This window comes from Kurthia sp. Dielmo (assembly GCF_000307285.2).
Taxonomy (GTDB): Bacteria; Bacillota; Bacilli; order Bacillales_A; family Planococcaceae; genus Kurthia; species Kurthia populi.
On sequence record NZ_HE578956.1, the window covers coordinates 527,625 to 542,397 of the forward strand.

The 14,773-nt window shown below is 35.6% G+C and carries 13 protein-coding genes and 1 pseudogene; all 14 read left to right on the forward strand.

Annotated features, from left to right (window positions below):
* Positions 1 to 3: 3 nt before the first annotated feature.
* The 14 genes and pseudogenes from sucD to KTHG_RS03005 all read left to right on the forward strand — a co-directional run bounded on the left by sucD (position 4) and on the right by KTHG_RS03005 (position 14,773).
* Positions 4 to 924, forward strand: coding sequence for a succinate--CoA ligase subunit alpha (gene sucD, locus KTHG_RS02940; RefSeq protein WP_020189430.1), 921 nt, complete (start codon positions 4 to 6; stop codon positions 922 to 924).
* A gap of 73 nt (positions 925 to 997) precedes the next feature.
* On the forward strand, positions 998 to 1,882 hold the full coding sequence (gene dprA / locus KTHG_RS02945) for a DNA-processing protein DprA (protein ID WP_020189431.1): 885 nt from the start codon (positions 998 to 1,000) through the stop codon (positions 1,880 to 1,882).
* A gap of 93 nt (positions 1,883 to 1,975) precedes the next feature.
* A complete protein-coding gene (topA, locus tag KTHG_RS02950) occupies positions 1,976 to 4,063 on the forward strand; it encodes a type I DNA topoisomerase (protein ID WP_020189432.1) in 2,088 nt (695 codons plus the stop codon).
* Positions 4,064 to 4,369: 306 nt separating this feature from the next.
* Positions 4,370 to 5,680, forward strand: coding sequence for an FADH(2)-oxidizing methylenetetrahydrofolate--tRNA-(uracil(54)-C(5))-methyltransferase TrmFO (trmFO, locus tag KTHG_RS02955; RefSeq protein ID WP_020189433.1), 1,311 nt, complete (start codon positions 4,370 to 4,372; stop codon positions 5,678 to 5,680).
* A 256-nt stretch (positions 5,681 to 5,936) separates the two neighbouring features.
* Positions 5,937 to 6,833 (forward strand): tyrosine recombinase XerC, encoded by an 897-nt coding sequence (gene xerC / locus KTHG_RS02960; RefSeq protein WP_020189434.1) that lies wholly within the window; start codon positions 5,937 to 5,939, stop codon positions 6,831 to 6,833.
* A gap of 27 nt (positions 6,834 to 6,860) precedes the next feature.
* A complete protein-coding gene (gene hslV / locus KTHG_RS02965; protein WP_044527260.1) occupies positions 6,861 to 7,406 on the forward strand; it encodes an ATP-dependent protease subunit HslV in 546 nt (181 codons plus the stop codon).
* Positions 7,403 to 8,797 carry an ATP-dependent protease ATPase subunit HslU gene (gene hslU, locus KTHG_RS02970; RefSeq protein ID WP_020189436.1) on the forward strand — a complete coding sequence of 465 codons (1,395 nt, stop codon included), beginning with the start codon at positions 7,403 to 7,405 and terminating at the stop codon, positions 8,795 to 8,797. Before hslV ends, hslU begins: the two co-directional genes overlap by 4 nt.
* A gap of 77 nt (positions 8,798 to 8,874) precedes the next feature.
* Complete coding sequence (gene codY, locus KTHG_RS02975) at positions 8,875 to 9,654, forward strand: GTP-sensing pleiotropic transcriptional regulator CodY (RefSeq protein ID WP_020189437.1); 780 nt, start codon at positions 8,875 to 8,877, stop codon at positions 9,652 to 9,654.
* Positions 9,655 to 10,128: 474 nt separating this feature from the next.
* Positions 10,129 to 10,524 (forward strand): flagellar basal body rod protein FlgB, encoded by a 396-nt coding sequence (flgB, locus tag KTHG_RS02980; protein ID WP_020189438.1) that lies wholly within the window; start codon positions 10,129 to 10,131, stop codon positions 10,522 to 10,524.
* Between the two features lie 2 nt (positions 10,525 to 10,526).
* Positions 10,527 to 10,991 (forward strand): flagellar basal body rod protein FlgC, encoded by a 465-nt coding sequence (gene flgC, locus KTHG_RS02985; protein ID WP_020189439.1) that lies wholly within the window; start codon positions 10,527 to 10,529, stop codon positions 10,989 to 10,991.
* 24 nt (positions 10,992 to 11,015) lie between these two features.
* Positions 11,016 to 11,318, forward strand: coding sequence for a flagellar hook-basal body complex protein FliE (fliE, locus tag KTHG_RS02990; protein WP_020189440.1), 303 nt, complete (start codon positions 11,016 to 11,018; stop codon positions 11,316 to 11,318).
* Between the two features lie 47 nt (positions 11,319 to 11,365).
* Positions 11,366 to 12,972, forward strand: a pseudogene (gene fliF / locus KTHG_RS02995) (flagellar basal-body MS-ring/collar protein FliF).
* Positions 12,973 to 12,987: 15 nt separating this feature from the next.
* Entirely contained in the window at positions 12,988 to 14,004 is a 1,017-nt protein-coding gene (gene fliG, locus KTHG_RS03000) for a flagellar motor switch protein FliG (protein ID WP_020189441.1), read from the forward strand.
* On the forward strand, positions 13,988 to 14,773 hold the full coding sequence (locus KTHG_RS03005) for a FliH/SctL family protein (RefSeq protein ID WP_044527203.1): 786 nt from the start codon (positions 13,988 to 13,990) through the stop codon (positions 14,771 to 14,773). Before fliG ends, KTHG_RS03005 begins: the two co-directional genes overlap by 17 nt.

Below are 14,773 nucleotides of genomic sequence, written 5' to 3' on the forward strand. Positions count from 1 at the left end.
AACATGAGTATTTTCATTAATAAAGATACAAAAGTGCTTGTTCAAGGTATTACTGGTTCAACTGCACTTTTCCATACAAAACAAATGCTTGAATATGGTACAAAAATCGTAGCGGGCGTTACACCAGGTAAAGGCGGCACTGAGGTTGAAGGTGTTCCAGTATTTAATACTGTAAAAGATGCTGTTGACGCAACGGGATGTAATGTATCAGTAATTTATGTACCAGCACGTTTTGCAGCTGACTCAATTTTAGAAGCTGTAGAAGCTGAATTAGATATGGTTATCTGTATTACAGAACATATTCCTGTATTAGATATGGTTCGTGTAAAACGTTATATGGAAGGCAAGAAGACACGTTTAATCGGACCGAACTGCCCAGGTGTTATTACAGCAGATGAATGTAAAATTGGTATTATGCCAGGATATATTCATACAAAAGGCCATGTAGGTGTTGTATCACGTTCTGGTACATTAACTTATGAAGCGGTACATCAATTATCAACAGCAGGTATTGGTCAAACAACAGCAGTTGGTATTGGTGGAGACCCTGTAAATGGTACAAATTTCATCGATGTATTAAAAGAATTTGAAGCTGATCCAGAAACATTAGGTGTTGTTATGATTGGTGAAATTGGTGGTACAGCGGAAGAAGAAGCAGCTGAATACGTAAAAAACAATATGACAAAACCAGTTGTTGCATTTATCGCTGGTCAAACAGCACCTCCAGGCAAACGAATGGGTCATGCTGGTGCAATTATTTCAGGTGGTAAAGGTACAGCAGCGGATAAAATCGCAGCACTGAACGCAGCAGGTATTGAAGTTGCTCCTACACCATCAACAATTGGTGAAACATTTATTAAAGTTGTAAAAGAGCAAGGTCTTTACGACCAAGTAAAAACACATGCTGAAAAACAACATGTTTAATTTTTAAAATAAATAAATCGGGATCGCGTTATATACGCGGTCCTTTTTGTGTTTTTAAGAGAGGATGAAAAGTATGTTCGAACAATCACTAAGAGAATTTTTACTAGCATTACATTATGTTATGCCTGCTTCTATCAATCGTTTATGGCCCTTGTTATCATGCGCATCATTAGAAAAAATTTCTTCTATGCAACTATCAAAACTCCTCAAAATTACACCTCAAAAAGCCTTAAAATTACAACAATTTTTAAATGCACATAGACATTTTTCTTTTTCTTCATATTATAAACAACAAAAAATCATCCCGATTACTTTTTTTGATGCAGCCTATCCTAAAAATTTGCGCCATATTTATGATCCACCGAGTGTTATTTATACAAAGGGAAACATAAATATTTTACAAAATGAACGGAGAATTGCCGTTGTAGGATCTCGAAAAGCAACTCAATATTCAAAAGATGCGCTAGAACATTTACTGCCACCACTTTTAAACGAAGAATTTGTCGTTGTAAGCGGTTTGGCAAGAGGAGCTGATAAAATGGCTCATGATGTGACAATTACGCTTGGAGGGGCTACAATTGGTGTATTAGGCTATGGATTTCAACATGTTTATCCTAAGGAACATGAGGGATTAATAAAAGTGATGAGTCAAACACAATTACTGATTAGCGAATATCCACCGTATATGGGGCCAAAAAAATGGCAATTTCCAATGAGAAATCGATTGATTAGTGGGATAAGTTGGGGAATTCTTGTGACAGAAGCTCAAAAAAAGAGTGGCACTTTATCGACAGTTGACTATGGATTAGAGCACGGACGCTCAATTTTTGTGCTTCCTGGAAATATTTTGTCACCACTCTCTGAATTACCCCATAAATTGGCCTCAGAGGGTGCTACGCTTGTATGGAATGGCTCTCAAATCCTTGAAGAAATGGCCGATTTTTTATTTTTGAAATGAAAAATGGTTGCAAAACTTGGATTTCTGTTATACATTTTGCAACAGGTATTTGTTTTCAATAAGAAACTTCACCTCTCATAAGGGGGAAATCACATGTCAGATTATCTAGTTATTGTAGAATCGCCCGCGAAAGCCAAAACAATCGAGCGATATTTAGGAAAAAAATATAAGGTAAAAGCTTCTATAGGTCATGTTCGTGACTTACCGAAAAGTCAAACGGGTATTGATACGGAAAATAACTACGAACCGAAATATATTACGATTCGTGGTAAAGGCCCTGTCTTACAAGATTTAAAAAACGCAGCAAAAAAAGCGAAAAAAATCTTTCTCGCAGCCGATCCAGATCGTGAAGGGGAAGCAATTGCTTGGCACTTAGCTACAGCATTAAATATTGATAAAGATTCGGATTGTCGTGTCGTCTTTAATGAGATTACAAAAGATGCGATTAAAGAATCTTTTAAACATCCACGTCCAATTGATATGGATTTAGTTGATGCACAGCAAGCTCGCCGTATTTTAGACCGTTTAGTAGGTTATAACATTAGCCCATTACTATGGAAGAAAGTCAAAAAAGGGTTATCTGCAGGTCGCGTTCAATCTATTGCTTTACGTTTAATTATTGACCGTGAAAATGAAATCAATAATTTTAAACCAGAAGAATATTGGACAATCGATGCACAATTTGAAAAGGACAAAAAACAATTTGATGCATTATTTTATGGCACAGGCACTGACAAAGTAAAATTAACAAATGAAGAAGAAGTAAATGCAATCTTAAAACAAATAGACGGTGAAGATTTCAAAGTTACAAAAATTGTAAAACGTGAACGTAAGCGTAATGCTGCGGCGGCATTTACAACCTCTTCTCTTCAACAAGAAGCTGCGCGTAAGTTAAATTTCCGCGCAAAGAAAACAATGATGTTAGCGCAGCAACTTTATGAAGGGATTGACCTAGGTAAAAAAGAAGGTATTACAGGTTTAATTACTTATATGCGTACGGATTCTACGCGTATTTCAGAAACAGCAAAAAAAGAAGCATTTAGTTATATTGAGCAAACATATGGTGAAGAATATACAACGCCTGTTTCACAACAAGCTAAAAAATCTGAGAAAGCACAAGATGCGCACGAAGCGATTCGTCCAACATCTACATTACGTCATCCAGATCAATTAAAAGCAGTGTTATCACGTGATCAATTGCGTCTGTATCGTCTAATTTGGGAACGTTTTATTGCGAGCCAAATGGCACCAGCAGTATTAGATACCGTAACAGCTGATTTAATTAATGGAGATATTACATTCCGTGCAACAGGATCACATGTAAAATTTTCAGGCTTTATGAAAGTCTATATTGAAGGTAATGACGATTCGAAAGAAGATAAATCAAAAGATAAATTGTTACCACCGATGCAAGAAGGCGATATTGTTAAAAGCCTTGAAATTGCGCCGAAACAACATTTTACACAACCACCACCACGTTTTTCTGAAGCGCGGTTAGTAAAAACCTTAGAAGAGCTAGGTATAGGTCGACCATCAACTTATGCGCCAACGCTAGATACGATTCAAAAGCGTGGCTATGTGACGCTTGAAACGAAGCGTTTTGTACCAACAGAGCTTGGTGAAATCGTTCATTCATTAGTAAATGAATTTTTCCCAGAAATTATTAATATTGAATTTACGGCAAAAATGGAACGAGATTTGGATAGTATTGAAGAAGGCAAAATAGAATGGGTTAAAATCATTGATGCCTTTTATCAAGATTTTGAAAAAAGTTTAAAACATGCTGAAGTTGCAATGGAAAAAGTTGAAATCAAAGATGAACCTGCTGGTGAAGATTGTGAACTGTGCGGCCATCCAATGGTATTCAAACTTGGTCGTTATGGTAAGTTTATGGCATGTAGTAATTTCCCAGAATGTCGCAACACAAAAGCGATTGTAAAAGAAATCGGTGTGAAATGTCCGACTTGTCATGAAGGCGAAATTGTTGAACGTAAGAGCAAAACGAAACGTGTCTTTTATGGCTGTAATCGTTATCCGGAATGTGATTTCGTATCATGGGATAAACCAATTGCTCGTAAATGTCCAAAAGGTGACCATTTATTAGTTGAGAAGAAAGTTAAAAAAGGCACACAAGTACAATGTACAGAATGTGATTATAAAGAAGAAACAGTTGAAAAATAAGAGTGCTATGTAAGAAGCTAGGCCAAAAGGGAAAGCTCAGCTTAAACATATAAGCATAATAAAAGAGGGAATCGTGCTGACGCGTGATTCCTTTTTTGTGCACCAATAAACTGAAATGAGCTACAATTGTGTTTCAGTCGCTTTTTTAATTATGAAAAAAAGTGAGCAACTGCTACTATGTGATAAAACAGTTCTATCCTAAACAATGATTCTCTTGGTAAAACATAGTAGCGTTTTATTTAGTGTACTGTTAAAATGAATTTTATATTGCGAAAAACGCAAAAGAAAAAAAGGCAGGTATGTAACATGACACCAATCGTAAATGTAATCGGAGCAGGTCTTGCTGGTAGTGAAGCAGCATGGCAAATCGCAAAACGTGGCGTAAAGGTACGCTTATATGAAATGCGTCCAGTAAAACAAACTCCAGCGCACCATACAGATAAATTCGCAGAGCTTGTATGTTCAAACTCATTACGTGCAAACTCTTTAACAAATGCTGTTGGCGTAATTAAAGAAGAAATGCGCCAATTAGATTCAGTAATTATTGATGCGGCAGATAATTGTTCAGTACCAGCAGGTGGCGCATTAGCAGTTGATCGTCACGAATTCTCAGGATATATTACTGAAAAAGTAAAAAATCATCCAAATGTTGAAGTGATTAACGAAGAAGTAACAGAAATTCCAGAAGGTATTACGGTTATTGCAACAGGTCCATTAACATCACCGGCATTAGCTGAAAAAGTACGTGAAGCAACAGGTCAAGATTATTTATACTTCTATGATGCAGCAGCACCAATTATTGAAAAAGATTCAATTGATATGGATAAAGTATATTTAAAATCACGTTATGACAAAGGCGAAGCAGCATATTTAAATTGCCCAATGAATAAAGAAGAGTTCTATGCTTTCCGTGAAGCACTAATCGGAGCGGAAAAAGCTCCACTAAAAGAATTTGAAAAAGAAAAATACTTCGAAGGTTGTATGCCGATTGAAGTAATGGCTGAACGTGGCGAAAAAACAATGTTATTCGGACCAATGAAACCAGTAGGTCTTGAAGATCCTAAAACAGACAAACGTCCATATGCAGTAATTCAACTTCGTCAAGATGATGCAGCTGGCACACTTTATAATATTGTAGGCTTCCAAACACATCTAAAATGGGGCGAACAAAAACGTGTATTTAGAATGATCCCAGGTTTAGAAAATGTTGAAATTGTACGTTATGGTGTTATGCATCGTAACACATTCATTAACTCACCCAAAGTATTAGCTCCAACATATCAACTAAAGGCACAACCAACTGTATTCTTTGCAGGTCAAATGACAGGCGTTGAAGGTTACGTAGAATCAGCTGGAGCAGGTTTAGTGGCAGGGATTAATGCAGCACATATGGCATTAGAGCAAGAACTTGTAATCTTCCCTAAAGAGACAGCTCTTGGTAGTATGGCGCGCTATATTACTGAAGCAGATGCAAAACATTTCCAACCAATGAATGTGAATTTTGGTTTATTCCCTGAACTAGGAGAACGCATTAAATCAAAACAAGAACGTGGCGAACGTCATGCAGCTCGTGCGTTAGCTGCATTAAAGCAATTTAAAGATTCAACTGTACTTTAATTCGATAATCTTTCTATGGTACACAATTGTATTCTCTAGAAATAAATTTGATTCGGTCCTTTAAAGTTGTTATACTTTGAAGGGCTTTTTTAATGCTTCAAGTAAGATACCTTCACTTAGTAATAGGTTGTTCAAAAAATCGTCACGAATTGACAGAAAATAAGTACAATCTATGTTTTGCTTAGAGCCTTCTCGCTTTATTTAATAGTGAGACAATGAGAGAATAAAGATAGATTGCTCGATGTGAGGTGTTCGAATGGAGATTCAGAAGATTCAAGCGCTTAATGAGTTTATAGCATATATTAAACTTGAGAAAAATTACACGTCTTCAACTGTTTTAAATTACGAAAAAGATTTATATTACTTTTTTGAATTTTTAAAACAAGAAGGTGTCGAAGATTTAGAAAGAGTAGCGTATCTTCATGCGCGATTATATGTAACACAGTTATATGATGAGCAAAAAGCGCGTGCGACGATTTCACGAAAGATTTCTGCGATTCGTTCGTTTTTCCGCTTTTTAAATAAAGAGTATCAATTGGATGATGCTGCATTCCAAGCGTTATATCATCCGAAAAAAGAAAGCCGCTTACCGCGCTTTTTCTATGAGGAAGAATTAACGAATTTGTTTGAGAGAAATGAAGGGGATGATGTAAAGTCGTTGCGGAATATAGCACTTTTAGAATTGCTATATGCAACGGGGATTCGCGTGAGTGAACTTACATCATTAACAGTAAAAGATGTTGATTTATCATTGGATATTGTACGTGTCATGGGGAAAGGGAGAAAGGAACGGTATGTACCGTTTGGTCATTATGCTCATGAAGCTATTGTGCGTTATATAAATGAAGTGCGCACACCATTGATGAAGCAGCCACATAGTAAATTATTTGTAAATATGCGTGGTGGGGAACTAACATCACGTGGCGTTCGTTATATTTTAAACGAAATGCTGAAAAAGGCAGAGATGCACGGGGTGATATATCCGCATATGTTACGTCATACATTTGCTACGCATTTGTTGAATAATGGAGCGGACTTAAGAACAGTCCAAGAATTACTTGGACACTCTTCGTTATCTTCTACGCAAATTTACACACATGTAACGAAAGAACATCTTCGAAATACTTATATGAATGCTCATCCGAGAGCGTAATGATAAAGAGGAGTGAAGATTGTGGATATGCAAATGCACGCAACAACTATTTTTGCAGTTCAACATAAAGGCCAAAGTGCAATGGCTGGTGATGGTCAAGTAACATTAGGCCAATCAGTTATTATGAAAAATACTGCTCGTAAGGTTCGTCGTTTATACAATGGTCAAGTACTAGCAGGTTTTGCTGGTTCTGTGGCAGATGCTTTTACATTATTTGAAATGTTTGAAGGCAAATTAACAGAGTATAATGGAAATTTACAGCGAGCTGCTGTAGAGGTAGCGAAACAATGGCGTGGAGATAAAATGCTTCAGAAGCTTGAAGCATTATTACTTGTCATGAATAAAGAAACGTTACTTCTTGTTTCTGGTTCAGGAGAAGTTATTGAGCCAGATGATGGGATTTTAGCAATTGGTTCAGGTGGGAACTACGCACTTGCAGCAGGTAGAGCATTGCAAAAACACGCTGGAGAGTATATGACTGCTAAAGAAATTGCAAAAGCTTCTTTAGAAACAGCTTCAGATATTTGTGTTTTTACAAATCATAATATCATTGTGGAGGATTTAGACGTATGACAATACAACAAACACCAAAACAAATGACTGAATACTTAAATCGCTATATTGTTGGCCAAACAGAGGCAAAAAAATCTGTAGCAGTAGCCTTACGCAACCGCTATCGTCGCCAACGTTTATCAGAAGAAATGCGCGAAGAAGTGATTCCTAAAAATATTTTAATGATTGGACCAACGGGTGTTGGTAAAACTGAAATTGCACGTCGTATCGCTAAGTTAGTAAAAGCGCCATTTTTAAAAGTGGAAGCAACAAAATTTACTGAAGTTGGTTACGTAGGGCGAGATGTAGAATCAATGGTCAGAGATTTAGTAGAAGTTGCGAATCGTCTTGTAAAAGAAGAAAAACAAGAAGAAGTTCATGATCAAGCTGAGAAATTAGCGAATGAACAAATTGTTAAACTTTTAGTTCCAAGCATGCGCAAAAATAAACAACCAAATATGGCGAATCCTTTTGAAATGTTTTTTGGCAATCAACAAGAGGAGGATGAAGATACAACGGAAGATACACAAGTCCGTGTTAAACGTTCCCAAATTGCTGAAGATTTAGCTGCCGGAAAACTTGAAAACGAATGGGTCACAGTTGAAGTTGAAGAACAAATGAGCATGATGATGATGCCAGGAATGCCTGGTATGGATATGAATGGCACAGGTATGGGCGATTTATTGTCTAGTATGATGCCAAAGAAAAAGAAAAAACGCCGCTTACAAGTAAAAGAAGCGCGCCGCGTATTAACGATTGAAGAAGCGAATAAACTTATTGATAGTGATGAGGTAGCTGAAGAAGCTGTTCGTCGTTCTGAACAAATGGGTATTATTTTCATTGATGAAATCGACAAAATCGCAGTTAGAGGTAATAATGGTGGTCAACCTGGTGTATCTAGAGAAGGTGTACAGCGAGATATTTTACCAATTGTAGAAGGTTCAACAGTAAATACGAAATATGGTACTGTACGCACAGATTTTATGCTGTTTATTGCAGCAGGTGCTTTCCATATGTCAAAACCATCTGATTTAATTCCAGAATTACAAGGTCGTTTTCCAATTCGTGTTGAATTAGAAAAATTAACGAAAGAAGACTTTGTACGAATTTTGAAAGAACCAGATCATTCATTAATTTTACAATATCAAGCATTACTTGAAACAGAGGGTATTGCAATTGCATTTACCGACGAAGCCATCGATTGTTTAGCAGATATCGCGATGGAAGTAAATCTGAATACTGATAACATTGGTGCTCGTCGTTTGCACACTATTTTAGAAAAACTATTAGAAGACCTATCATTTGAGGCTTCTGATATCGCACCAGCACATATTGATATTACACCTCAGTATGTGAACAGTAAGCTCGGAAAAATCGTTAAGAACAAAGATTTGTCAGAGTTTATTTTATAGTTTATAATTGAAATGTATAAAAACTTTTGAATATTCCGTAAATAAAGGACAATTCAATCAGGAGGAACACTTTTAAAATGAATTTATTAGCAAAAATTCGTAAAATTAACTCAATGCTTCAAGCGTCAGCTGGTAAGCCTGTGAACTTTAAAGAAATGTCAGAAACACTTGGCGAAGTAATTGATAGTAATGTATATATCGTAAGTCGTAAAGGTAAACTATTAGGTCTTACAATTAATCAACAAATCGAAAACGAACGTATTAAAAAAATGTTTGAAGAACGTCGTTTCCCAGAAGCATATACTAAAAATTTATATGATTTTCAAGAAACAGTTGCAAACATAGGTATCGATGATGAACATACAGTATTCCCTGTAGAAAATAAAGATACATTCAAAGATGGTTTAACAACTATCGTTCCAATCGTTGGTGGTGGAGAACGTTTAGGTACATTAGTACTTGGTCGTATCGGAAACTCATTTGAAGATGAAGATTTAGTATTAGCTGAATATGGCGCAACAGTAGTAGGTATGGAAATTCTACGTGAAAAAGCGGAAGAAATTGAAGAAGAAGCACGTTCAAAAGCAGTTGTACAAATGGCTATCAATTCACTTTCTTATTCAGAACTTGAAGCAATTGAACATATCTTTGAAGAATTAGATGGTTCAGAGGGTCTATTAGTTGCTTCTAAAATTGCTGACCGTGTTGGTATTACACGTTCTGTGATTGTAAATGCTTTACGTAAACTAGAATCTGCTGGGGTTATTGAATCACGTTCTCTAGGTATGAAAGGAACTTATATTAAAGTTTTAAACAATAAATTCCTTACTGCTTTAGAAGAAATCAAAATGCGTTAATTATTAAATTGAAAGAAGGAATCGTATTTATTACGATTCCTTCTTTTTTATTTGCTGAAAAAATAACTGCTAATAAGAAACTAAAGAATTATCATAAAAATACAAATTAAACTTCTTAAAAATAAATTCATGTATCTTTATGTAATTAATTTTCTTTAAATACAAATTTAGGCATAAAATATTACAAAGGATAAAAGTAATATTTTATTTCAATAAAAAGTAAAATTCGAAACAGCTTCAAAATCCCTATGTTTAAGGTTTACACTGTATTGATAGTGTGAATAAACAGCCTAAAAACAATATAATATAGTGAATATAACATTGAGTTGAAAGTATTATAGAACTAAAGATAGGACCTTGGAATCATTAAAAAAGCTGTAGAATCAATAGACACACTGTCGCTTATTTATTACAATTAACATATTGATATTATAGGGCTTTGTTTACAGCGAATATTGAACTGAGGTGAAAAAAGTGGGGTTATTTAGTGGGACAATTAGTAATTTAGAATATGGTCTATCATATGCTTCAACTAAGAATAAAGTAGTTGCACAAAATATAGCAAATAGTGATACACCTAATTATAAAGCAAAAGATGTTAGTTTTGCCAAAATGTTAGAAGATGCGAAAACATCATCTGTATCAGCTTATAGAACAGATAATAAGCATATTAATTTCACTACCAGTTCAACAAAAACACCAGGTGTATATAGTTATACAAATTTAAGTTATCGCCAAAATGGTAATGGTGTTGATATGGATAAAGAACAGGCAAGTTTAGCGGAAAATACAATTTATTACAATGCATTAATTGATCGTGTAAGTGGAAAGCTTAATTCATTGTTAACAGTTGCTAAGGGAGGAAGTTAACCATGTCGATTTTTAGTAGTATGGAAACAACAGGAAGTGCATTGACTGCGCAACGATTAAGAATGGATGTTGTTTCATCAAACTTAGCAAACATAGATACAACAAGAGCAAAACAAGTTAATGGAGAATGGGAACCATACCGTCGTAAAACGGTAACATTAGCTTCTCAACAATCAGGACCTGCTTTTTCCAACTATTTAAGTGCAGCAATTGGTCGAAGTGATCAGTCCACAGGTAAAGGTGTAAAAGTAACTCAAATTAATGAAGATACAGAAACACCGTTTAAATTAATTTACGATCCAACTGATCCGGATGCAAATGATGAAGGGTATGTTCAAACATCAAATGTGGATTCATTAAAAGAAATGACAAACTTGATTTCGGCAACAAGATCTTATGAAGCGAATGTAACTGCATTTAACGCAAATAAATCAATGCTGTCAAAAGCTTTAGAAATAGGTAAATAAATGAATTAGAAGGAGCTGTTAATGATGGCCATATCTTCTGTGGCGCTAACTCAACCTGTTACTCCTGCTGTGACGCAAACAGCAGCAACAGATAACATTAAAACAGACACATCGTTTAGCACGATGTTAAAAGATGCAATTAATGAAGTAAATGACACACAAGCAACATCAGATGTGTATACAAATAAATTAGTGAATGGGCAAGATGTGGAGTTGCATGATGTAATGATTGCTGCACAAAAAGCAAATGTTACATTGAATACGGCTCTATCGATTCGTAATAAAGCAGTCGAAGCTTATCAAGAAGTTATGCGTATGTCAGTATAAGCTTAAACCTTTGAATCGCTGCATTTACAAGTACCCGGAGGCATAAAATGAACGAAAGAGTAAATAATATTAAAACGAAGTTCTCTGGATTTTGGGGAAGTCGTTCAAAAAAGCAAAAGATTGCATTAATTAGTAGCATCGTAGCAATTATTGCGTTAGCAGCAATTATTACATATTTTGCAACCCGCGTTACTTACAAACCTTTGTATTCAAATTTAACAGCTAGTGAAGTTGGACAAATTAAAGAACAATTAGATGCTGAAGGGGTTAAGTATCAAATTGAAGAAGGTGGAACCACAATATTAGTTCCAGAAAATCAAGCAGATGATTTACTCGTAAGTTTAGCTTCACAAGGCTATCCACAATCGGGTGAAATTGACTACTCTTTCTTCTCTGAAAACGCAGGATTTGGTATGACTGACAACGAATTTAATGTGCTAAAAGTTGCATCAGTTCAAACTGAATTAGCAAAATTATTAAAACAAATGGATGGAATTAAAGATGCAAAAGTTATGTTATCTATACCTGAAAAAAGCACATTTGTAACAAGTAGTGAGAATGCAGAAGAATCTAGTGCTTCTATTGTGTTAGATACACAGGCAGGACAACAATTTTCTGATGAGCAAATTAAAACATTATACAATTTAGTGGCAAAATCAGTACCCAATTTGAATACAGATAATATTGTTATTACAAATCAATATAATGAATATTTTGATTTAACATCAGATTCTATTGCAGGAGCGAATGGAGCTGGGAATGCAGCGAGTCAATTAGCCGTAAAAAACAAATTGAACGTGATTTACAAAGACAAGTTCAATCATTATTAAGTAATATTATGGGCGCTGGAAAAGCCGTTGTTACAGTGACTTCTGATATTGATTTCACACAAGAACAAAGAACTGAGAAACTAGTAGAACCAGTTGATAAAGAAAATATGGCGGGTATTACAATTAGTGCTCAAAAGATCTCTGAAACGTACTCAGGTACTGGAGCTGCAGCAGCAGGAACGTCAGAGGCAGATGGAGCTACAGATAATTTTACAGATTATCAAGCTGCTGGAGATACGGGTTCTGGAGATTATGAAAGAACAGAAGATACTGTTAATAATGAAGTGAATCGTATTAAACGCCAAATTACTGAAAGTCCGTATCGTGTACGTGATTTAGGGATTCAAGTCGTTTTAGAACCCCCAACATCAGATGACCCAACATCTCTACCAGCAGATACAGAAACGGCTGTTCAAGATATGTTGACATCAATTGTACGTACATCAATTGATAAAAACTCAGCAGGAAACTTATCAAATGCAGATGTATCACAAAAAATTAATGTTTCCGTTCAAAAATTAAATGGTAAAGCTACAACAGCAACAGCAACAGGTACAACAATTCCTTGGTGGATTTGGGTCATTGGTGGTGTTCTAGTTGTAGCCATTGGATTATTAACATTCTTTATTATCCGTTCACGTCGTCAAAATGAAGAAGATTATTATGATGAAGAAGACTATTATGATGAGGAAATGGAAATTGAAGACATAGCAGACGAAAAAGATTCTGAATCAACAGTTCGTCGTAAACAGTTAGAGAAAATGGCGAAAGATAAGCCAGAAGACTTTGCAAAATTATTACGTACATGGATTTCAGAAGACTAATGGGAGGGAAATGCGTTGGTAGCAAAAAAAGATAAAGAGCTTTCTGGTAAACAAAAAGCCGCACTCCTATTAATCTCATTAGGACCTGAAGTTTCTGCTGCAGTATATAAACATCTATCCGAAGAGGAAATTGAACGTTTAACTCTAGAAATTTCAGGCGTGAAAAAAGTAGACCCAGAAGTAAAAGAAGAGATAATTGAAGAATTTCATAATATTGCCCTTGCACAAGATTATATTGTGCAAGGGGGTATTGGATATGCAAAAACAGTTCTTGAAAAAGCATTAGGAAATGATCAAGCACAGCAAATTATTAATCGTTTGACATCATCATTACAAGTAAGACCATTCGATTTTGCGCGCCGAACAGATCCAGCTCAAATTTTCAACTTTATTCAAAATGAACATCCACAAACAATTGCACTTATTTTATCGTATCTTGAGCCTCAGCAGGCAGGAACAATTTTATCGTCACTGCCACAAGAAGTACAGGCAGATATCGCAAAACGTATAGCAACAATGGAATCAACATCACCTGAAGTTATTAGTGAAATTGAATCTGTATTAGAAAGAAAATTATCTTCTACAGTAACACAGGATTATACAGAAACGGGCGGTGTAGATGCAGTTGTAGAAGTACTGAATGGGGTAGACCGTCAAACAGAAAAAACAATTCTCGATGCACTCGAAATTCAGGATCCAGAACTTGCAGAAGAAATCAAAAAACGTATGTTTGTTTTCGAAGACTTGGTTACATTGGACAACCGTTCAATTCAACGTGTTATACGCGATGTCGAAAACGAAGATCTATTATTATCTATGAAAGTTTCAAGCGAAGATGTCAAAGAAATCTTATTCAAAAATATGTCTCAACGTATGGCAGAAACTTTTAAAGAAGACATGGCGGTTATGGGACCAGTTCGCTTACGTGATGTTGAAGAAGCACAATCACGTATTGTCGCAGTAACTCGTCGTTTAGAAGATGCCGGAGAAATTATTATTGCTCGTGGTGGAGGAGATGACATTATTGTCTAGAATTTATCGCCCAGGCGCAGGCATGCACCAACCAAATATTCGCACGATTGAAATTCGAGAATTCATGATTCCTACTGTCGATGAAGATAATGACGTCGTTCCAGATATTTCACTAGAACAATTGTATGCTGAGCGAGATCGATTATTAGAAGAAGCTCGGCAAGAAATTGAATTGAAAAAAAAGCAGTTTGAAGTATTTTGTATAGAAAAAGAAACTTCATTAAAAAAGTCCAAGCAACAATGGGAAGATGAAAAAATCCAATTGCAGCAACAAGCATATGATGAAGGTTTTTCTCAAGGTATAGATGAGGGAAGAAATAAAGCGTTATCGAATATGGCATCTGATATTCAAATAGCTAATGAAACAATGGCTCAATCAGAGCAAAATGCCTATGCATATCTAGAAAGTCAAGAGGGCGTTATTTTAGAATTGGCTATGCGTTCAGCTGAGCGGATTTTAAATTTAGAGTTAGAAGAAAATGCTACAAAATATATGCCAATTGTTAAACGAGCATTGAAAGAAGTTCGTGAAAGTGATTTTGTCAAAGTGTATGTTTCTGCAGAAAATCATGCATTGCTTACAAAAAACAGAGCAGAATTAGTAGCAATGTTCCCAGCAGATATGCCATTTATGATTTTTATTGATGATACATTATCAATTCAAGAATGCTATATAGATACAAATCATGGTCGCCTTATAGCTAGCATTGATGAACAGTTAAATGAGTTACGTCACCACCTAAGTGAAATATTAGAGAGTGCGGAGTGA